This is a genomic window from Flavobacterium sp. MDT1-60 (genome assembly GCF_014844035.1).
Classification (GTDB): domain Bacteria; phylum Bacteroidota; class Bacteroidia; order Flavobacteriales; family Flavobacteriaceae; genus Flavobacterium.
In genome coordinates, this window is record NZ_CP062159.1 from 660,396 (window position 1) to 685,296 (window position 24,901).

Below are 24,901 nucleotides of genomic sequence, written 5' to 3' on the forward strand. Positions count from 1 at the left end.
ATGTTCAAAGTGCTAAAATTTATTTTTTAATGCCCCTTAAGAAATAGGCAGAAGCCAAAAACAAAACGAAGACCATGAAAAAACCTACTATCTTTAAAAGTGTAAAAACTGTCATTACGTTTGGTTCGAATTTAGGTTCGTATGCCAAAGGCCAGTTGGAGGATTTAAAGCGCAATTTTTCTGATTTTGATCTGGAAAAAATGGCAACTTTAAATAGAAAGAAAGTATCGCATTATGCGATGCTTGTTCTGTTCTTATTTTTAAGTTTTACTTCGGTAAATGCTCAGATCGGAAAAGCTTTTGCTCCGCGACTTACTGGTGGAAACATAAAAGTTAAAGGAGATGTTGTTTTAATTGGTAACACTGTAATTAATAAAGTGGATACTGCTCCAACATTCAGAAACGGAACGCCTCAAACAGGAGTTGCTTTTACTGGAACCGTTAGAAATTTAGCAACTTTAACAGCTGAAGCAAATACACCTTTTAATGCTGATGGGGACAACAATGATTATAATGTTGAATATATCAATGTCGAACCAGGAACAGATGTTTTCAGTTCATCAAAGGCGGAATTAAAAATTAATAACAGTTGTAAAAAGATTGTTTATGCAGGTTTATATTGGTCTGCCATTTATCCTTATGAAAGAAGTACGGATAGTGGAAAGAAATACGATGGTTCATTAAGACCTCTTGATAGCTGGAAAACGGTTAAACTTAAAGTTCCTGGTGGTACTTATCAAGACTTAACAGCAGATGAGGTTATTTTTGATGGCTATAATTATACAAACGTACAAAACTCATTTAAAGACTCACCATACGTTTGTTATAAAAACGTAACGACTACATTACAAGGTTTAGCAAATGCCGATGGTGTTTATGCCGTTGCCAATGTGCGCGCGGCATTAGGAAAACGTGATGGAGGAGGAGCAGGAGGATGGTCTTTGGTTGTGATTTATGAAAGTCCTACAATGCCAAGTAAATTTATATCTGTTTTTGATGGATATGTTGGTGTTAACCCAGATGCCGGAGCAGTAACACAAGTAGATTATAAGGTTACCGGTTTTCAAACTTTACCGGCACCGTTTCCTGTAAATGCAAAAATTGGTGTTGGAGCCCTTGAAGGTGATAACCTTAAAACAGGTGATAACTTACAATTTAAAGCTGATAAAAGTTCTGCATGGACAGTTATATATGATAATGTAAACCCTGTAGGGAATTTCTTTAATGCTACAGTTTCTGATAATGGATCACATTACCTTTCGAGAACTCCTAATAGTACTAATACTATGGGATTCGATATTGATCATGTTATTATACAAAACCCACCATCAAGCTCAGGTGCTCTTAATAGTGTTGTTCCTAATGATGAAAAAGGTGCTACGTTAAGACTAACAACTTCTAGTGATGGTTATGGTGCTTTTCTTTCAACTTTTGCTGTTGAAATTATTGAACCAACTGTATTATTGACTAAACAGGTTTTTGACGCTAATGGTGCAGATGCAAGTTTAAAAGATGTAACCTTAGGGGAACAATTAAACTATGTAATTGGATTTGAAAATCAAGGTAACGATGATGCCAAAGAATTTGTAATTAAAGATATTTTACCAAAAAACATTAATTTCAATTTCCCGGGTGATATTACTTCATTGCCTGCAGGAATGACTGTTGCAAATGATGTAACTTATGATGCAGCAACCAGAACACTTCTTTTCAAAATTCCTGACGCATTAGTTAAAAAGAACTTAATTCCGGGACCACCTTTTGTTCGTAGTTTAATTAGATTTAGTGTTAAAGTTGTACCGACTTGTAATGAGTTAAGTGACGCTTGCGATCCTATTATTCAAAATTCAGCTTACGCTACTTATAAAGGAGATATAAATAAAACGCAAATTACAGATGACCCAAGTTTATCTTCTTATACTTCTTGTAATCTTGGAACACCACAATCTACAAACTTCTTAGTTGGGGTTAAGGATTGTAAGTTTACGCAAAACGTAGTTTTATGTAGTGCAAGCCAGGTTATTAAAGCTTCTGATGGATATGCCAGCTATAGTTGGACAGGGCCAGGAAATTTTACAGCAACAGGTCAATCTGTTACAGTAACACAGCCCGGACTTTATAAAGTAGCCGGAATTGGAAATAAGCCTTGTACAGATTATGTTGAGGAAATTACAGTTGTTCCTTTTGGAGGAATTGCAACAAATCCTGTTATTGCTTACGCTAGCCAAGTCGTACAATGTACAAGTAATGGTAAATTACTACCAAATATTTTCTTGTGCGGCGCTAATGATTATAAAGATATTCCAACAGGAATTAATGACAGTTCCGTTATTATTTGGGAAAAATTAAACGAATCAAGCTGTACGGCATCGACTAGTCAGAATTGTGCAAATGAAGGAACTTCTTGTACATGGACTAAAGTTGGTGAAGGACCTGATTATAGAGCTGATCAGTCTGGACAATTCCGTTTAACATTAAACTATACTGGCGGATGTTTTAACCGTTTTTACTTTAATGTATATAAGAATGTCTTTAACCCAACAGAAACACATAAAGATATTATGTGTGGAAAAGCCGGAAGTATTACTGTTGGCGGAGGATCTGCACAATATCAATATGCAATTGCAGAACAAACTGCTAATCCAGTACCAGGAGCTTATCAATCTAGTCCAGTATTTCCAATTACAGGAACTGGCTGGGGTGCAGGCGTAACTCAAAAAACATATATCATTTTTATTAAACAAGTTGGAGTAAACACAAACCCTTGTATTTTTAATATTAAAGATATTGTAATTAGGAAGAGAGCTTTTAGTATGACTGCTACTGCTTCTCAACCTTTATGTTACGGCGATTTAGGTAAGGTATTAATTGTAGCCAATGATGCCGATCCCCAATATACTTTTAATATTTATAGAAGAACGCCTAAGCTCCTTATAAATACTTCTGGAAAAATTACGCCCAACCAATATTTGTATGATCAATTAGCTGCAGGTAACTATACCGTAGAAGTTATTACGGATGATGGTTGTACGGCAACTCAGGATATTACAATCAATAGTGTTTCGCAACTTACTCTTACACCATCTCTTTCGCCAGCACTAACAGCTTGTCAGGATGGTGCAATTAAATTGACAATAGGAGGAGGAACGTCACCATATTATTATTCTGTTAATGGTGCAGATTATATTTTACACACAACAACATCAACTATACCGGTAACATTTGCAACTTTACCTGCAGGCGGTATTTATAATATTATTGTTTCAGATGCAAATGGCTGTAAAGTGACTAATTCTATTACGGTTACGGCAAACCCAAAACCAGAATATACAATCAGCACTACTGATATTAAGTGTTATTCTGACAAAGGTGAAATCAAAATTAATGTTACAGCACAAAACGGATACACTTTAGAATATAGTATTAACAATGGTGCATCATGGAGTACTAATCCAACTTTCTCTAATTTGGCTGGAGGAACTTATAATGTAGTGGTTAGATATACTTTATCTGGAAACACTTGTACAGATCCAGTTCAGGTTAAAGTAATTGCTTCACCAACTTCAGAGTTAACAGCTTCCGGAGGTGTCGCTGAATTAGCGGGTTGTACATTAGCAGGCCTTGGCGGTAAATTAAGAATCACAAACGTAACCGGAGGAACTGCTCCTTATCAATATAGTTTTGATGGTGGATCAACGTGGCAGGCATCTCCTGAAAAAGATGTTTTGAACGGAAGTTATACTTTAGTAGTAAAAGACAATTTGGGATGTACTTTTATAATTCCTTACACCGTTAAGCTTGATCCAAAACCAGCAGATCCAACAATTGACATAGCTCCTGTAGTCTATAATTGTGATGGTACCGGAAAAACTTCGGCGACAGTAACTAATACTGGTGGAACAAATTATACTTATGAGTATTATTTGGATGGTGTTGCTAATACGCCTATTACGAATAATGTTTTTAATAATATTGTATCAGGTCCACATAAAATTGTTGTAAAATATAATTTAGTAGCTGCGGCTACTTATAGTAATTTATTAAAAGAAGATTTTGGTAGAGGGCTTCCAACCACAAGTCCGGGTATTGCTTCGGCATATTGTTTTAATGATCAAAGAGTAAATTCACCTTATCAATGTGGAACACGATCAGTAGAGGACAATCAATATTCTGTAGCAAGTTTCTTCTGGAGAAATGATACATCATGGTATCCATTTAAAGATCATACTTCAAACGGTACAGTTGCAGACGGAAGATATTTATTAGTAAATATTGGTGACGCAGCTGGAGATTATGGTATCTTGTATAGTAAACCAATTGCAGATGTTATTCCAAATCAGCCAGTAAAAGTAGATTTGGCTGTTGCCAATTTATTAAATGCTGGTAAGACCGGAGCAGCTCCAATTGTACGATTTGAATTAGTTAATCCTTTAGGGGTTGTTGTAGCACGTGTCGATACCGGAAAAATTGCTGAGGCATCAAATGATCCTAATAGAACAAAATGGATTAATATTCCAACGATTTCTCTAAATCCGGGTCCTAATACAAATTTAACATTTGTAATTCGTTCAGGAAGTTTAGAATATAATGGAAATGATTTATTAATTGATGATATTTCAGTTTATCAGTTACCTAAATCTTGTCTGTCTTCAAGAGAATTTGATTTTGAAGTTGGAACTGATAAAGCATTTACAGTTTTAGAACCAACCATTCAAAATGTTGCATGTAACGGAGGTAATACAGGTTCTATTACTATTACAGCCCAAAATTTTAACGGAAGTTTCCAATATTCTATAAATGGAGGAGCATGGAAAACTTCAACTGTATCCCCTGTAACGGAAGGTGGATTAATAGCAGGTGATTATACTGTTACCGTACGTAGTGATGCTACAGGTACTTGTTCTAAATCATTCAGCAAAACAATTGGAGCAGGAAGTCCTGTAACGGTTACGGCATCAGTTACAACACCTCAAACTTGTTCTGCTAAAGCAACAATTACTGCCGTTGCTAGTGGAGGAACAAGTCCATATAAATATGAACTTAGGGCAGCCAATGGTACAACAGTTTTAGTTCCATTCCAGGATTTAGCAGTATTTCCAAACATAGCTAAAGGAAGTTATACTGTTGTTGCAAAAGATATTAATAATTGTCCATCAGGGGCTTCTACTGTTGTAATTGTAAATGACCCAACAGCGCCTACGGCAAGTTTAGCCGCTACATCGGATTTATGTTTTGATTCAGATAAAGCAACGATTGTTGTTACCGCTACCGGAACTGGAACATTGTCTTATAGTTTAGATGGTGCTCCAGGTGTTACAAATAATACTTTTACAAATGTTGGAGTAGGAACGCATACTGTTGTAGTAACTGATAGTAACAGTTGTACGGCAACAGTTGCTAATATTGTAGTTGCTACAGAGATTAAAGCGACGCCACAAATAACCAAAACGCTAGACTGTAATACTACAGGTGCAACTATTAAAGTTGACATTACAGGAGGTAAGGCAGCATTTACATATAAAGTTAAAGAAGGTTCTAATTTGTATGGATCAAGTATACCAGTTACTGGAAATACATTTAATTATGCTGCTCCAGGTGCTGGATTTTATACTTTCGAAATTTCAGATTCTAATAGCCCAACGTCTTGTAAAGTTGAAATTACCGCAACTGTTGATGCACTTACGAATCCAACCGTTAATGCTACGCCAGTGCAGGTTGCTTGTAATGGTGGATCGACAGGAGAAGTAACTTTGTCTGCTTCAGGAGGTTCTTTAAGTTATACTTATAGTTTTAATAATAGTGGATTTACAAATACCGTAAAATACACAGGATTAAAAGCAGGTATTGCTTATCCATACCAGGTTATGGACAGTAAAGGTTGTAAATCAGCTATTGGATCTATTACATTAACAGAACCAAGCGTTGTAGGAGGAACTATTTCTGCTACTCAAATTAAATGTAGTGCCACAGGAACTACTCCTGCTGTAGTTACAATTGTTGGTTCAGGAGGAACAGGAGCTTACACTTATAGCTTTAACGGCACGGCCAACTTTACAAGTACTAATACTTATCCTACAAGTACTGCAGGACCAGTAACAGCTTATGTGAAAGACGCCAATGGATGTCAAGCAGGGCCATTTTCTATAACAATTGGTGTTTTACAACCAATAACAGCAATTAATTTAGTTGATAGCGGTTATGATTGTTCAACAACTCCTCAAGGAGGTCATGTTACAATTACAGCTGTAAAAGCAGGAAGCTTAGCAAATGTTTCTTATCAAATTATTGCAGGGCCTGCGGGTTATAACACTGCTAGTAATACTACAGGAGATTTTAAACCATTAGCACCCGGACTTTATACTTTTCAAGCTACAGACAGTCAAACAGGTTGTTCTTTAACTATAAGTCATGATGTAAAAGGAACATCAGATATTGTAGCTGGAGGATCAATTACTACAACAATTAAATGTAATGCCGCAACAGGAAATATTCAGTTTACTGTTAGCGGAGCAAAAACTAGCGGATACGACTATGTTATTAAAAATGCTGGTGGAACAACTATTCAACAAGCGAATGGAGTTCCTGCAACGACAACTACTATAGCTGTAACTTCTGCAGTACCTGCTGGAGATTATACTATAACTGTTACCGACATATTAACAAAATGTAAAGATGACTACACTGTTAGTTTAACACAACCAGCTAATGCCTTAGATGTTACAGCAACAGCTCCAAACATCAATTGTAATAATGGTAGTACTATTATTACCGCTGTTGGTGCAGGAGGAACAACAAGCTATTCTTATGCTGTTGTAACTCAAGGGGCAACTGCTCCGACAACATTCCAACCAGATCCTAAAATGACTGTAAACACAGTTAATGGTACAGTTACAAAATGGGATGTTTATATTAAAGACGCGAACAATTGTACTGATTTCGTTACAATTGAAATTTTAAAAGATCAGGTACCAAGCGTTACAGCTACTTTAGACAATCAATGTACAGGTTCTGGAAATAAATTCAGAATTACTGCAACGGGTACTGGAGGTGTTGGTACTTTACAATATGGAATTAATGGTCCTACAGGAGCATTCTCTACAAGTAATATATTTGATGTTACTGCAAGTGTAACTCCATATACTGTTTGGGTAAGAGATGCTAACTTATGTACAGCTTCGGCTACACCAATAACGGTTTACCCTCAATTGACTGCAACTGCAGCCGTAAAAGAATTAGATTGTTCTACTAGTCCAAACGCAACGATTACGATTACTGCTAATGGAGGAAATGGTCCATATAAATATGAAGTTTCATCTAACGGAGGAACTACTTATACTTTAATGGCTTCTAATGTTTATACTGCTTTGACATCAGGTACTTATTTAATAAAAGTTACTGATGCGAATACATGTACATTTGTTGTTACAACTCCAATTCTTTCTATTTCTAATCCAACCGTTAGCGTTGTCACACAGGTTGATGTAACTTGTAATGGAGCCGCAAACGGTTCAGTGAAACTAAAAGGAGCCGGAGGTTCAGGAGGATATACTTATAGTAATAATGCAACAACAGGATTTGCGGCAGCAGATACTTTCACTGGATTAACACCGGGAGCTCATACTTTCTATGTTAAAGACAGTAAAGGGTGTATCGGTAGTGTTGGTGTTACTATTGCACAGCCATCGACTCTAACCGCTACAGCAAGTGCTCCTGCATTTACTTGTAGTTCTACAAATACAAAACAATCAACTATTGTAACTATTGCGTTACCGACTACCGGAACAGCGCCATATGAATACAGTTTCAACGGAGGCGGTTATTCTCTAACAGTAAATACTTTAACAGTAAATGATAACGGAACAGACCAGGTGATTAACTATTCTGTTCGCGATAAGAATTTATGTGTGTTCAATGGTACAGTATCATTGGCAAAATTAAATCCTCCGGTAATTTCAAGTATTGTTCCTAGCGCCGTTACCTGTTTGCTTGTAACGAGCACAGTTCAGGTTAATGTAACAGGGGGAACAGGAGTTGGAACTTTGCAATACGAAACTATTGCACCATCTCCAATCATCAGAGCCAAACAAGCAGGAAATTCATTTGCGGGATTAACTCCTGGTGATTATGTATTTAGAGTTACTGATGCAAATGGTTGTTATGACACGAAATCTGTTACGGTTAAATCGGTTACTCCGATTGCGATTGCAGGAAATAAAAACAACGATGCAAAATGTAAAGGTACTTCAACAGGAAACGGAACATTTACAGTTTCAGGAAATGCTACAGTTGGAAACTATACATTTACATTAACAGCAGGTACTTTAGGAACAGGTACACTTACAAAATCAGGTAATACCTTAACATTGGCTAATGTTGCCGCTGGAACATATACAGTATCAGTAACTGATACCGCTACAGGTTGTAGCAATACGGCAAGTATTACTATCGGTGAGCCTGCTTTGGCTTTAGATGTTACGGCAACAGCTACGAACATCAACTGTAATAATGACAATGCAGTGATTACGGTAGTTGGAACAGGCGGTACAACAAGCTACAAATATGCTGTTGTTAAGCAAGGAACTCCAACAGTTGCCCCTATAGCTTCAGATTACGGAACAAGCGATAAACTAACAGTTGATACTAACAGCGGAGCTGACATGAACTGGGTTGTTTATATAATGGACGCCAATGGATGTACAGATTCAGTTGTAAGATCAATTGCAGCAGATCCAATTCCAACAGTTACTGCGGTTTTAAGTAACCAATGTACAGCTTCTGGAAGCGGATTTACTATTACTGCAACAGGTTCAGGAGGTTTTGGTGCGTTGACTTACGGAATCAGTGGTCCTACAGGATCATTTACATCAAATAATGTTTTCAATGTTCCGGCTTCGACTACACCTTATACAGTTTGGGTAAGAGATGCCAATATGTGTACAGCTTCAGCTACACCAATTACGGTTTACCCACAATTGACTGCAGTTGCAAATGTGACTAAGGAATTAGATTGTACAACATCTCCATCTGCACAAATCACGGTTGATATTGCAGGCGGAAAATCTGGATATACTTATAAAGTAGATTCAGGATCAGGTTATGGTTCAAGTGTTGCCGTTACAGGAACTCAGTTTGTTTATCCTGCGACAGCTTCGGGAACTTATAATTTTGAAATTTCAGATTCGAATACTCCGGGTTGTAAAGTAATTGTTTCAGCAACAGTTGGGGCAATTACAAATCCAACAGTTACGGCCACTCAGGTTGATGTAACTTGTAACGGAGCCGCAAACGGTTCAGTAAAATTACAAGGAGCCGGAGGTTCAGGAGGATATACTTATAGTAATAATGCAACAACAGGATTTGCGGCAGCAAATACTTTCACTGGATTAACACCTGGAGCTCATACCTTCTATGTTAAAGACAGTAAAGGCTGTACAGGCAGCATTGGTGTTACTATCACTCAGCCTTCAGTATTAACTACTACAGCAAGTGCTCCGGCATTTACATGTAGTTCTACAAATGCTAAGGAATCTAAGGTTTTAACTATTGCGCCTCCAACAACAGGAACAGCGCCATACGAATATAGCTTCCAGGGTGGTGGATATTCATCTACAAATACATTAACAGTAAGCGATACGGGAGTATCTCAGAATATTGCTTACTCTGTCAAAGATAAAAACGGATGTATTTTCAACGGATCAGTTACACTTGCTCCGTTAAATCCTCCGGTAATTTCAAGTATTGTTCCTAGCGCCGTTACCTGTTTGCTTGTAACGAGCACAGTTCAGGTTAATGTAACAGGGGGAACAGGAGTTGGAACTTTGCAATACGAAACTATTGCACCATCTCCAATCATCAGAGCCAAACAAGCAGGAAATTCATTTGCGGGATTAACTCCTGGTGATTATGTATTTAGAGTTACTGATGCAAATGGTTGTTATGACACGAAATCTGTTACGGTTAAATCGGTTACTCCGATTGCGATTGCAGGAAATAAAAACAACGATGCAAAATGTAAAGGTACTTCAACAGGAAACGGAACATTTACAGTTTCAGGAAATGCTACAGTTGGAAACTATACATTTACATTAACAGCAGGTACTTTAGGAACAGGTACACTTACAAAATCAGGTAATACCTTAACATTGGCTAATGTTGCCGCTGGAACATATACAGTATCAGTAACTGATACCGCTACAGGTTGTAGCAATACGGCAAGTATTACTATCGGTGAGCCTGCTTTGGCTTTAGATGTTACGGCAACAGCTACGAACATCAACTGTAATAATGACAATGCAGTGATTACGGTAGTTGGAACAGGCGGTACAACAAGCTACAAATATGCTGTTGTTAAGCAAGGAACTCCAACAGTTGCCCCTATAGCTTCAGATTACGGAACAAGCGATAAACTAACAGTTGATACTAACAGCGGAGCTGACATGAACTGGGTTGTTTATATAATGGACGCCAATGGATGTACAGATTCAGTTGTAAGATCAATTGCAGCAGATCCAATTCCAACAGTTACTGCGGTTTTAAGTAACCAATGTACAGCTTCTGGAAGCGGATTTACTATTACTGCAACAGGTTCAGGAGGTTTTGGTGCGTTGACTTACGGAATCAGTGGTCCTACAGGATCATTTACATCAAATAATGTTTTCAATGTTCCGGCTTCGACTACACCTTATACAGTTTGGGTAAGAGATGCCAATATGTGTACAGCTTCAGCTACACCAATTACGGTTTACCCACAATTGACTGCAGTTGCAAATGTGACTAAGGAATTAGATTGTACAACATCTCCATCTGCACAAATCACGGTTGATATTGCAGGCGGAAAATCTGGATATACTTATAAAGTAGATTCAGGATCAGGTTATGGTTCAAGTGTTGCCGTTACAGGAACTCAGTTTGTTTATCCTGCGACAGCTTCGGGAACTTATAATTTTGAAATTTCAGATTCGAATACTCCGGGTTGTAAAGTAATTGTTTCAGCAACAGTTGGGGCAATTACAAATCCAACAGTTACGGCCACTCAGGTTGATGTAACTTGTAACGGAGCCGCAAACGGTTCAGTAAAATTACAAGGAGCCGGAGGTTCAGGAGGATATACTTATAGTAATAATGCAACAACAGGATTTGCGGCAGCAAATACTTTCACTGGATTAACACCTGGAGCTCATACCTTCTATGTTAAAGACAGTAAAGGCTGTACAGGCAGCATTGGTGTTACTATCACTCAGCCTTCAGTATTAACTACTACAGCAAGTGCTCCGGCATTTACATGTAGTTCTACAAATGCTAAGGAATCTAAGGTTTTAACTATTGCGCCTCCAACAACAGGAACAGCGCCATACGAATATAGCTTCCAGGGTGGTGGATATTCATCTACAAATACATTAACAGTAAGCGATACGGGAGTATCTCAGAATATTGCTTACTCTGTCAAAGATAAAAACGGATGTATTTTCAACGGATCAGTTACACTTGCTCCGTTAAATCCTCCGGTAATTTCAAGTATTGTTCCTAGCGCCGTTACCTGTTTGCTTGTAACGAGCACAGTTCAGGTTAATGTAACAGGGGGAACAGGAGTTGGAACTTTGCAATACGAAACTATTGCACCATCTCCAATCATCAGAGCCAAACAAGCAGGAAATTCATTTGCGGGATTAACTCCTGGTGATTATGTATTTAGAGTTACTGATGCAAATGGTTGTTATGACACGAAATCGGTTACTGTTAAACCAGTAGTAAAAATTGCAATTAACCCAAGTGTAACAAATCATGTTAATTGTTTTGGAAACAGTACAGGTAATGCTGTGTTTACCATTTCTGGATTTACAGGAACATACAGTTATACTATAAATGGAGGAACTGCTGTTACAGCACAAACTTCCGGAGTAGTTAACTTAACAAATCAACCTGCAGGAACTTATAATATTGCAGTTACGGACAACGTTACGGGTTGTACAGAAAATAGTTCTGTTACAATTCAACAGCCAGCGGCTGCATTGACGGCAAGTTATATTACAGTAAATGCAAATTGTAATGTAGGTACATCTAAAGTGACGGTAACGGCTGTAGGTGGAACACAATCGTACAAATATTCGTTTGTACAAAATAATGCGGGAATAGGAACGTTGACAACTTCAAATATTGCAAATTTAGATCCGACTGTTACTACGGATTGGGATGCTTATGTGGTAGATGCTAACGGATGTCAGGTAAAACTTGATGTTACTATTGCAAAAGATAATACTCCAACAGTTTCAGCTACGGCTGTAAACCAATGTTTAGGAGTGGGAACTTATACCATAACTGCTGTAGGAGTAGGAAAAGCTCCATTGACTTATAGTATTAATAGCCCAACGTCTGGTTTTGATACGCCAAATACATTTGCAGTAACGGCTTCAGGTACCTATAATGTATGGGTAAAAGATGCTAATGGTTGTGTTGCTATGACTACGGTTCCGGTAATAGTAAATGATAAATTGACAATTTCAGCTCAATTAACTAAGGACAACACTTGTTCTGGTACTACAGACGCTGTAATTACATTAAATGCTTCAGGCGGTTCAGGTTCTTATACTTACACATATACAAGTACACCTGTTGCTGCGGGAACTTTTGCTGGAAACGTCTTTACAACAAGTGCAGCAGCAGACTTTATTTTTACGGTAACAGATACTAAAAATTGTACAGCTACAACGACAGTTGCAGTAAAAACTACAGTGCCTGTTAATCCGGATGTTACAGTAACTCCTGGTACTTTAATTTCTTGTAATGGTGATTCTTCTGCTTCTTTAAATGTTGTAGTTGACGCTACTAAAGGTTTAGCCCCATTTGTAATTAATGTTAATAACAATACCTTAGGAATTAATTATGGAACACAGACTTCAGGCTTAAGAGCCGGAGCATATACTGTTACAGTAACCGATGCAAAAGGATGTACAGATATAGAGAATATTTCTATTACAGAGCCAGGCGATCTGGTTGTTATTACAGATAAGACTGATATGCGTTGTGACGCAAGTACAGGTGGTGTATCGAAAGGTGAGATCATCATTCAATCTGTTACTGGTGGTACTGGACCTTACGATTACTATGTTACGGGAATTAATGGTTATGCAGGAGAAGCACATGGTATTCCTGGTACTACAGTTGTATTTGAAGTTGTAGATTTCGGTTTTTATCAAGTTAGAGTGGTTGATAGAAATGGATGTTCTAAATTTATAAAAGATGTTCTGATTGCTGCACCTGTAACAGGACTTGGAATTACAATTAATACTAGTGCAACTTGTGCTCCAACAGGTGGTTCTGCTACAATTACTATTAATAGTGCATATGCAGGTACAGGACCATTCCATTTCAATATTTACAAAGGATCTACTCCTCCTCAGATATGGACTATGGATGGAGTTGATGGATGGATAGGAGAGTCATCTCCTGGTCAGGCTGTTTATACTGGTTTGACACCTGGTGTAAAATATACTTTTATTGTTTACTCAGAAAATACAGGATGTTATTATTTCCAGGCCGCTCCGGATCCGATTCCAACAAACTCTAAGTTAGAAGTTGTTAGTGAAGTTGCCAGCAATATTACTTGTAAAAATGCGGCAAACGGAAGTGTAACTTTTGCAGTTAGAAATAATTATCCTACAACACCGGCTCCAGGTACTTCAGTAGATTTGCGTTATTCAGTTCGTGAGGCATTTACAAATGCTGAAATTATTGCACCTACAACCGTTACTGGTTTAGCAGCAGGTGCAACATCACCTAGTGTAACATTAAATCCACTTGCAGTTGGTACTTATTATATATTAGTTGAAGAAATTGCAGGTCCTTTTGCTGGTTGTTCAGTAGTTTCTGATAGCTTTACAATAAATGAATCCGTTGCACTATTAGATCTTACGGCTTCTGCGACTTCAATTGCAGACTGTACGAACTTAGCGACAATTTCTGCTCAGGCAAAAGATGGAACAGGACCTTATAGTTATATGGTATTGCCAGCTGGTACAACTACTCCTCAGGCAACTGATGCCGGATGGGTTCCTGGTAATACATTTACAAGAGCGGGAAGTGTTGCCGGAATCACTTATGATGTCTATGCAAAAGATGACTATGGATGTATCAAATTTGTGCCGGTTACGGTTTACAAATATGAAGAGCCAACAATTGCTGCACCAGCAACAATTTGTTATACAGGTACTCCATTTACTTTTACTATAGGCGGTACAGTGGACGGGACTATCATTGGAGGTGCAACTTATAGTGTTGATGGAAGTACATTCCAAACATCACCAAGTTTTACATTTAATACGCCTAAAATTTATAATTTAGTAATTAAAGATGGAAAAGGTTGTACAAAAACTACTACTTTCGAAGTAAAACCGCAATTACTATTAGATGTTAAATTAACAAGAGAACTAAGTTGTATTGTTGGTAGCGATGCTGCACAATTTACGCTTACACCAAAAGACGGTTACGGTACTTATACTTATTCTTATACTTTAAATGGTGGAGCAGTAACTCCAACAGGAACCGTACTTACAACAAGCGCTATAGGAACTTATATTTTTACAGTAAGAGATGCTCAGAATTGTACAGCAACTTATACTATTAAATTAGATCCGATTCCGGCAATTGCATTTACTCCAACGGCAACAAATTTAAGTTGTTTTGCGAGTGCAGACGGAACAATCAATGTTGATGTTACAGCAGGAGTAGGTCCTTATGAATATCAACTTGAAAGAGGTGCAACTATGGTTACAGCGTTCCAGCCATTAAATAAATTTACAGGATTAATTGCTGCAAATAATTATGTAGTTACTGTAAGAGATGCTAAAAAATGTATCCTTACAGCGCCAGTTACAATTACGCAGCCGGCAATTTTGGCAGCGACATCATCAATTACAACACCATTATTGTGTACTGCAGGAAATACACCTTCACAAGCAGTTGTAACAATTGTTCCAACAGGAGGAACAACTCCTTACTTATATAGTTATGACTTAGGAATTAATTACATTACTGATGACACTTACGAGACAACAGTTGGTAAAACTTTTGATGTTTATGTAAAAGATAAGAACGGTTGTATTTTCACTTTAACCAATGGTGTTGATGTACCGGCTTTAGTACCTCCGACAGATTTGACAATTGTAACTTCAATTGCCGATACATGTCTGGCAGATGCTACGGTTGAGATTACAAATCATGTAGGTGGAACAGGAACTATTCAATACGAGATTTTATCTCCAATTGTAAGAGCAAAACAAACGTCTACAACATTTGCAAACCTGGCTCCTGGTACTTATGTATTCCAGATTACAGATGGAAACGGATGTACTTATTCAGAGTCACATACAGTGGTTCCGGTAACTAACATTACGGTATCTGCTGCAGTGATTGCGAATGTTTCTTGCAACGGTGGTTCTAACGGATCATTGAAATTTACAGTAGCAAACAATACAGGAGCATTTACTGCTGTATTGACTGCAGGAACAGGAACGCTTACAACAGCAGGAAATGTAGTTACGGCTTCAGGTTTAGTGGCAGGAAACTATACATTAGAGGTTACAGATACAGCCACAGGCTGTACCAATACTGCTTCTATTGTAGTTACAGAACCTACTGCGTTAGCATTGGCATTAGCTAGTAATGTAAACGCAAATTGTGATTTTGGTGCTAAAGTAAGTGTAACAGCTTCAGGCGGAACTGCTCCTTATGAGTACTCATTTGTACCGGCAAGTGCTGCAGGACCTGGAACTTATACAGCTTCAAACGAAGCCGAATTAAACCCAGCAACTACTACAAACTGGAAAGTTTATGTGAGAGATGCTAACAACTGTGTTATCGGTACACCGCTTGCAATTCCAATTGAAAGAGATGTTGATCCAACTATTACGGCTCCTGCCTTAATTTGTTTTACAGGAACTCCGGTTACCGTTACGGTTACAGGAACTCCGGATCCAGATGTTGTGCCAGCTGCGACTTACAGTGTAAACGGTGGTGCTTTCCAGGCTTCACGTGACTTTACAATTAGTGCTCCGGGAACTTATGTGTTTAGAATTAAGGACGGAAACGGATGTATTGCATCAGTTTCTTACGAAGTAAAACCACAATTGACTTTACAGGCTAATTTAGTTCAGGATTTAACCTGTGCTTTAGATGCTGATATCACTTTGGTTCCAAGTGGAGGAACAGGAACTTACACGAAGTATGAAGTTTATGACGGAACAACTTACACGACTATCCTTACTCCTGCATACAAACCTACTGTTGACGGAACATACAGTTTCAGAGTAACAGATTCACAAAATTGTGAGGCGGTATCAAATGTTATCGTGGTAACTCCTAAAACAACTCCAACAGCAGCATTCACTCAGGTTAATGTAAGTTGTTTTGGAGGAAATACCGGAAGTTTTGTATTGACTCCTGCTGACGGAATTGCTCCTTATACTTATAGTGTAAATGGTGCTGGTTTCGTAACAGGAAATACTTTCAGTAATTTAACTCAGGGAGTTTATAATGTTATCGTTAAAGATGCTAAGCAATGTGTATCTACTGTTCCTATAACAATTACAATTACAGAGCCTTCAGCATTATCAGCTACCTCATCAATTACTACAGCTTTAGTATGTACTGCAGGAAATGCACCATCACAAGCAGTTGTAACGGTTGTTGGTGCAGGCGGAACAACTCCATATGAATATAGTTTTGATGGAACAAATTATTCATCAGACAATACATTTGAAACATTTGCAGGAGTTACGATGACTGTTTATGTAAAAGATAAAAACGGTTGTACTTTCACGTTGACTAATGGTGTTAATGTACCTGCATTGGTACCTCCGACAGACTTGACAATTGTAACTTCAATTGCTGATACTTGTCTGGCAGATGCTACGGTTGAGATTACAAATCATGTAGGTGGAACAGGAACTCTTCAATATGAGATTTTATCTCCAATTGTAAGAGTGAAACAAACGTCTACAACATTTGCAAACCTGGCTCCAGATACTTATGTATTCCAGATTACAGATGGAAACGGATGTACGTATTCAGAGTCTCATACAGTGACTCCGGTAACTAATATTACAGTATCTGCTGCAGTGATTGCGAATGTTTCTTGCAACGGTGGTTCTAACGGATCATTGAAATTTACAGTGGCAAACAATACAGGAGCATTTACTGCTGTATTGACTGCAGGAACAGGAACGCTTTCAACAACAGGAAATGTAGTTACGGCTTCAGGTTTAGTGGCAGGAAACTATACATTACAAGTTACCGATACAGCTACAGGCTGTCCAAGTACTGCTTCTATCGCAGTTACAGAACCTGCTGCGTTAGCATTGGCATTAGCTAGTAATGTAAATGCAAATTGTGATTTTGGTGCTAAAGTAAGTGTAACAGCTTCAGGTGGAACTGCTCCTTATGAGTACTCATTTGTACCGGCAAGTGCTGCAGGACCTGGAACTTATACAGCTTCAAACGAAGCCGAATTAAACCCAGCAACCACTACAAGCTGGAAAGTTTATGTGAGAGATGCTAACAACTGTGTTATCGGTACACCGCTTGCAATCCCAATTGAAAGAGATGTTGATCCAACCATTACAGCTCCGGCCTTAATTTGTTTTACAGGAACTCCGGTTACCGTTACGGTTACAGGAACTCCGGATCCAGATGTTGTGCCAGCTGCGACTTACAGTGTAAACGGTGGTGCTTTCCAGGCTTCACGTGACTTTACAATTAGTGCTCCGGGAACTTATGTGTTTAGAATTAAGGACGGAAACGGATGTATTGCATCAGTTTCTTACGAAGTAAAACCACAATTGACTTTACAGGCTAATTTAGTTCAGGATTTAACCTGTGCTTTAGATGCTGATATCACTTTGGTTCCAAGTGGAGGAACAGGAACTTACACGAAGTATGAAGTTTATGACGGAACAACTTACACGACTATCCTTACTCCTGCATACAAACCTACTGTTGACGGAACATACAGTTTCAGAGTAACAGATTCACAAAATTGTGAGGCGGTATCAAATGTTATCGTGGTAACTCCTAAAACAACTCCAACAGCAGCATTCACTCAGGTTAATGTAAGTTGTTTTGGAGGAAATAATGGAAGTTTCGTATTGACTCCGGCAGGCGGAATTGCTCCTTACACGTATAATGTAAACGGTGCTGGTTTCGTAACAGGAAATACTTTCAGTAATTTAACTCAGGGAGTTTATAATGTTATCGTTAAAGATGCTAAGCAATGTGTATCTCTTCCAATAACTGTAACAATTACACAGCCTTCAGCATTATCAGCAACATCATCAATTACAACACCATTATTGTGTACTGCAGGAAATGCGCCATCACAAGCAGTTGTAACGGTTGTTGGTGCAGGCGGAACAACTCCATACGAATATAGTTTTGATGGAACAAATTATTCATCAGACAATACATTTGAAACCTACGCAGGAGTTACGATGACTGCCTATGTAAAAGATAAAAACGGTTGTATTTTCACTTTGACTAATGGTGTTAATGTACCTGCTTTGGTACCTCCGACAGATTTGACAATTGTAACTTCAGTTGCTGATACCTGTCTGGCAGATGCTACAGTTGAGATTACAGCTCATGCAGGTGGAACAAACCCAGTACAATACGAGATTTTATCTCCAATTGTAAGAGTGAAACAAACGTCTACAACATTTGCAAACCTGGCTCCGGGTACTTATGTATTCCAAATTACAGATGGAAACGGATGTACTTATTCAGAGTCACATACAGTGGTTCCGGTAACTAACATTACGGTTTCAGGTTCATTGGTTAAAAATGTGTCTTGTAACGGTGGTGTCGATGGTTCGATCAAATTCAAAGTAGAAAACAAAGCTGGTGGATATACTGCTACTTTAAGCCCTAATGTAGGTACGCTTACTCAGGTTGCAGATGTAGTTACGATTACGAATCTACCTGCAGGACCGTATACACTTAATGTTGTGGATGCTATTACAGGTTGTGTTAATTCAGCAGATGTAAAAGTGGAGCAGCCTGCTGCTTTAGGCCTTTCAGTTGTATCTAAGACAGCAGCAAATTGCTACTTCGGTGCGATTGTTACTGTAAAAGCAGTTGGTGGAAGTCCAGTTTATAAGTACGCTTTTGTTGCATCTGGAACAACTCCAATTGCATCAGATTATAGTACTGATGACACAGCAATTTTAGATCCTGCTACACCAAATTGGGATGTTTATGTAATGGATGCAAATTTGATTTGTTCTGCTATGATTACTGTTCCAATTACAAAAGATGATGCACCAACAATTAATGTAAATGCAAATGTATATTGCTATACTGGTGGTCCGGTTCCAATTACTATTTCTGGAACTACTGATGGAGATATAGTTAATCCACCAATGTACAGTATTGGAAATGGTTATTATCTAAGTCCAAACTTTACATTAAATGCACCAGGATCTTACGAATTCTTTATTAAAGATGGTAATGGTTGTGTAGCAAAAGCAACTTATGTATTGAGACAAGAATTGTTGATAGATGCAACTCTTACACAAGATTTGAATTGTACAACAAGCACTGCAACAATTACATTGACCGCTTCGCAGGGAACAGGCGCAGGAACATATTCTTTCGAATACGACCTTAATAATAGTGGAACTTTTAATGCTGTTACAGCTTTACCATTTGTGACATCTACTCCGGGTACATATACTTTCAGAGTAAAAGATGCCCAATGTTCAACAATTTCTGTACCTGTTGTAGTCACACCAAAAACAGACCCAACGTTTACAGTTGCTACTGTTAACGCTCGTTGTAAAGGAGACTCAAACGGAAGTATCACAGTAACAGCTAAAGATGGAGTTGCTCCATATGAATACAGTATGACTGATGGAACAACGACATGGCCATATCAAGCTTCTAATCTTTTCACAGGATTAAAAGCAGGTACATATACAATAACTGTTCAGGATGCTAAAAAATGCGTATCGGTAGCAGCTGCTCCGGTTGCAATTACAGAACCAACTGTTTTAACAGTGACTCATGTGATTTCACCATTTGGTTGTGATCCTTCAAATACAGCAAAAGATGCAGTAGTTACATTAACGGCTCATGATGGCACAGGACCATACAGTTACAGTTTTGACAACGGTGTGACTTTTGGAACTTCTCCAACACATACTATGAATACTGCAACTACTGTAAGTTATGTTATAGTTGATATTAATGGCTGTAGAGCTACAGGAACTGCAAATGTTCCGGTATACAATCCGCCAACGCATTTCGATCTTAGCGCTACGCCAATTTATTGTAATAATGTGGCTGGAACTGCAACAGTAACGGTATCAAATATTACTGGAGGTGAAGCAGGATACACTTATGCTATTATTGAGCCAATTGCTTCAGCTACTTCAAACACAGTAGGAAGTTTTGCTAATCTATTGCCAGCAACATATGTAATAAAAGTTACGGATGCTAATGGTTGTAGCACATTAAATTCAATTGATGTTAAAAAAGCAAGTGAAGTAAGTGTTGATGCTCAATTGTTAAGTGATGTTGCTTGTAACGGAGGAACAACAGGTTCGATTGCCTTTACAGTAAGTAATTATATTACTCCGGCTAATTATACATTTGCATTGTCTCCTAATAACGGAACATTTACTAAAACAGGTGATGTTGTGACTTACACAGGATTAACTGCTGCGAATTATACATTCACAGTTACTGATAATACTTCAGGTTGTACAGATAATGTTGCTAACTTCTTAGTTAATCAACCAGCTGCAGCTCTGAACTTTACAATGACTGCTACTAATATTACTTGTAACGAGAAAAATGCTACTATTACAGTAACTGCTACAGGCGGAACTCCTGCTTACAGCTACGCTGCTGTAGTTAGTGGAGCAGTAGCTCCAACAACGTTCAGTACTGATAATAAAATAGTAGTAGATACAAACAACGGAACAAGATTAGCTTGGGATGTTTATGTGAAAGATTTTAATGGATGTACTACGTTAGTAAAAACTCAAAACATTTTAACTGATGCACTTCCAAGTGCTGTAACTGCAAATGTTACCAGCCAATGTCCGAATGCGACAGGAACTTATGAGATTGTAGTGTCAGCAACTGGTAAAGCTCCATTAGAGTATAGTATAGGAACTGGTTTCCAATCTAGCCCTAGCTTCCAGGTGAATTCATCCGGATCTTACGATGTTACCGTAAAAGATGGTAACGGATGTACAGTTACTGTAACAGGTGCTGTTGTAATCGATGGCGCTCTTGATTTACAATTAGACATTCAGGCATTACCAAGTTGTGATGCTCCTGATGGTAGAATTGTTGCAAAAGCTACTGGAGGTTCAGGAAATTACAGATATAGCTCAGGTGCTTATGTTCCGGTAACTGGTGCTACAGCTACATTCAACAATGTTTCAGCTGGTTCTCATACAGTTGTAGTTACAGATTTAACTACAGGATGTAGAGACACAGTGATTGTTGAATTGTCAGAAGCTACTAAGATTACTGGTTTAGCTTTAAACAAAACAGATGTAACATGTAATGGAGGTTCTAATGGTAGAATCATCGTTAACCTGGCTCCAAATGCACCTGGTGTAAATGATAATCCAATTTACAGATATACTTTAACAGGTACAGCTATTGGTAACGTACCCGTTAGCGTAGGTCCTCAGGATAGTAATGTATTTGATAATTTATTACCGGGAGATTATACAGTTAGAGTAACTTCAGGAAGAGGTTGTAATGCTCAGGTAGATACCAGAATTACACAACCAACTCCAATTGTAGTTAATGCACCAACAATTACACCTTTCGGATGTACTGCAGGTACAAATACTACAAGCTTTGCAAGTATTACAGTTAATTCTGTAACTGGAGGAACAAATCCTTACGTTCTATATGTGTTCAGTAAAAACGGAACTGTTGTTCAAAGCAGCGCTTCTAATGTTTACAACGAAACTGATCTTGCTGGAGGTTCTTACTCAGTAAAAGTATTTGACAGTAAAGGTTGTGAAGGTTCTTCTACAGCTCCAATTGTAATTGCACCGTTCATTACTATGAATGATATCAATGTTACTGTAGTAACTCCAATAACTTGTATCAATAATGAAACTATTCAGGTGTCTGTTGCTACAACTGGAGGAACTCCAACAGCTTTAGTTTATACACTTACTGGTACAAACGGAACTGTTTTCAATCAAACAAACCCAACTGGATTATTCTCAGGATTAGCTATAGGAAATTATGCAATTACTGTGTTTAACCCAACAACGGGATGTACAATAAAAGATTTCCACTACATATTCGACCCTAATACTTTCGCTATCGAAGTAGCACAAGTTAAAGGCGAAGTTTGTTATGGAGATGCTGATGGAAGCATAGACTTGACGTTTGTTGACAATCAATTGAATCCAACAAATGATGCAGGAGCATTTACGTATACTATTACAGGTCCGGTACCAAGTTCTGGAACTTCAGCAACAGCTGGTCCAGTTAGAATCTCAGGTTTAAGAGCTGGTCAGTATTCAGTTACAGCTAAGTTGGTTAATAGACCGGAATGTACGGTTACGAATGTGTTCACCATTAATCAGCCAACAGCTCCATTATTGGTTACTAAATCTCAATCTGAAATTACTTGTATTACAGGTAACAATGACGGTGTGATTTCTGCATCTGCTACAGGCGGATGGGGTACAAATTACCAATATGAATTAGTTGGTCCGGTAAATGTTGCTTACTCTGATAAATATGAATTTACTGGTTTAACTGCCGGAAGCTATACGATCAATGTGAAAGATGAGAAAGGATGTATTGCAACAACAACTGCTCAATTAGTTGTTCCGACACCAATCGTGATTACTGCGACTGCAAACGCTTCAATGTTATCATGTTTTGGAGATAAAAACGGTATCATCACTGTAGCTCAGCCAACAGGTGGTCAGGGAAGTAATTATATGTATACTTTAAATATCGTTTCTGCGACACCGGTTATCGTGTCAGGTCCTCAGGCTGGCAGAGTGTTTACAGGCTTAAGCGCTGGAACCTATACAATAACAGTTACTGACGGATTTGCCTGTACAGCGACTTCTGCAACTGTCGTGATAAGCGAACCTACAGAAGTGAAACCAACATTAGATGTGTCAAGAACTCAAACTTGTCTGACGTTATCACAAATTACGTTAGGTGCAACAGGCGGAACAGCTCCTTATACTTATAGTACAAGCGCTAATTTTGCAACGGTTATTGGATCATTTGCTTCTTCTGTATCATTTGATGTTCCGGTAGGTAAATATCAATACTACGTAAAAGACGCTAATGGTTGTGTTGGATTTGTTTCTAATGAGATTAAAATTGATCCATTAGTACCACTATCACTTGATTTAGATGTAACCAATGCGGTTGTAAAATGTCAAGGTGAGTCAACAGGAGTTATTGTTGCTGATGCCGTGGGTGGTTTAGGAAACTATAGTTATACATTACTAAACGGTGCTGGTACAGCTATCCTTCCTGCTCAGGCTGAAGGTAGATTCGAGAATCTTGCAATAGGTACTTATAGAGTAAAAGTAGATAGTGGAGATTGTACATTTACATCAGGAATTATAACAATCTCAGAACCTGCAACAGCAGTTACTGCTCAATTTAACGTAACAAATGTGGCTTGTTTTGGAGAGAATAACGGTAAGTTAGAGATTATCGCTTCTGGAGGTACAGGTATAATTAAATATGCACTTTCACCAGACTTGAATCAATTTGATACCGTAACAATTTTGAGAAATTGGCTCCTGGTGACTATCAGGTAATTGTTCAGGATGAAAATGGATGTTTCATTTTACACGACTTTACAATTACACAACCAGAGTTATTAATAGCTAAAGAAGTTCCAAACTCTATGATTCCAGAGGTTTGTGTTGGAGATAAAGATGGAGCATTTAGTGTAGAAGTTAAAGGTGGTACTGCACCGTATAGTGTAAGCCTGGATAATGAGAAAGGTCCATTTATACAAGGTGCTGTAGGTCAGACAATATTTGATTTCACAAACCTGACTGGTGGTACTCACGTAGTCTATTATAAAGATGCTGCGGGATGTATTAACTCAGTACAAATCAATATGCCATTGCCGGTAGTTCTTAATCCAACGGCCGTAGTAACATATGATTGTGTTAACAATACACAAGCAAACATGGTTACTATTACAGTTGATGAAAGCATTACAAATCTTGCAGATGTTGATTACCAACTTGACGGAACAGGTGCTTACCAACCAAGCAATATCTTTACAAATCTTGCTCCTGGTAACCACTATGTGACAGCCAGACATACAAATGGTTGTGAAGTTCCAACAGTTAGCTTCGAGATTAAGGCATACACTCCACTTGGAATTAAACTGTCTGATGGACAACCTGAAATGAACGTAATTTCGGTTACGGGTACAGGTGGAGCTCCAGCTTACGAATACAGTTTCAACGGAGAGCCATTTACTTCTTCTAATACTTTTAAAATCTACAAATCTGGAGATTATGAGGTAATTGTTAGAGATCAAAATGGTTGTACGGCTACGATTATAGTGCCAATGGTTTACATTGATGTTTGTTTAGACAATTACTTTACTCCAAACGGAGATGGTGTTTATGATACTTGGGGTCCTGGTTGTACGAATATTTACAACAACCTTGAATTCTCAATCTTTGACAGATACGGTCGTGTAATTGCTAAATATCATTATGGTCAAAAATGGGATGGAAGATACAATAGTGAAGACTTACCTTCGGGTGATTACTGGTATGTTCTTAAACTAAATGACGAGAAAGATGCAAGAGAGTTTGTTGGACATTTCACTTTATACAGATAACAAAATAATGCCCCTTAGGATGTTGTCTAA

At 38.1% G+C, this 24,901-nt stretch carries 2 protein-coding genes; both read left to right on the top strand.

Features of this window, described 5'->3' with window-relative positions; all coding sequences use genetic code 11:
• Nucleotides 1-74 precede the first annotated feature (74 nt).
• Nucleotides 75-23,822, top strand: a complete 23,748-nt coding sequence (locus IHE43_RS02770; RefSeq protein WP_192186572.1) for a hypothetical protein — start codon at nucleotides 75-77, stop codon at nucleotides 23,820-23,822.
• The gene (locus IHE43_RS02775) at nucleotides 23,798-24,871 is read left to right on the top strand and encodes a T9SS type B sorting domain-containing protein (protein ID WP_192186573.1); all 1,074 of its coding nucleotides are present in this window, start codon (nucleotides 23,798-23,800) and stop codon (nucleotides 24,869-24,871) included. Before IHE43_RS02770 ends, IHE43_RS02775 begins: the two co-directional genes overlap by 25 nt.
• Nucleotides 24,872-24,901: the final 30 nt, after the last annotated feature.

Excerpts from the sequence above, each read along its gene's own strand:
- IHE43_RS02770 (WP_192186572.1), top strand. The coding sequence starts at position 75 with ATGAAAAAACCTACTATCTTTAAAAGTGTAAAAACTGTCATTACGTTT.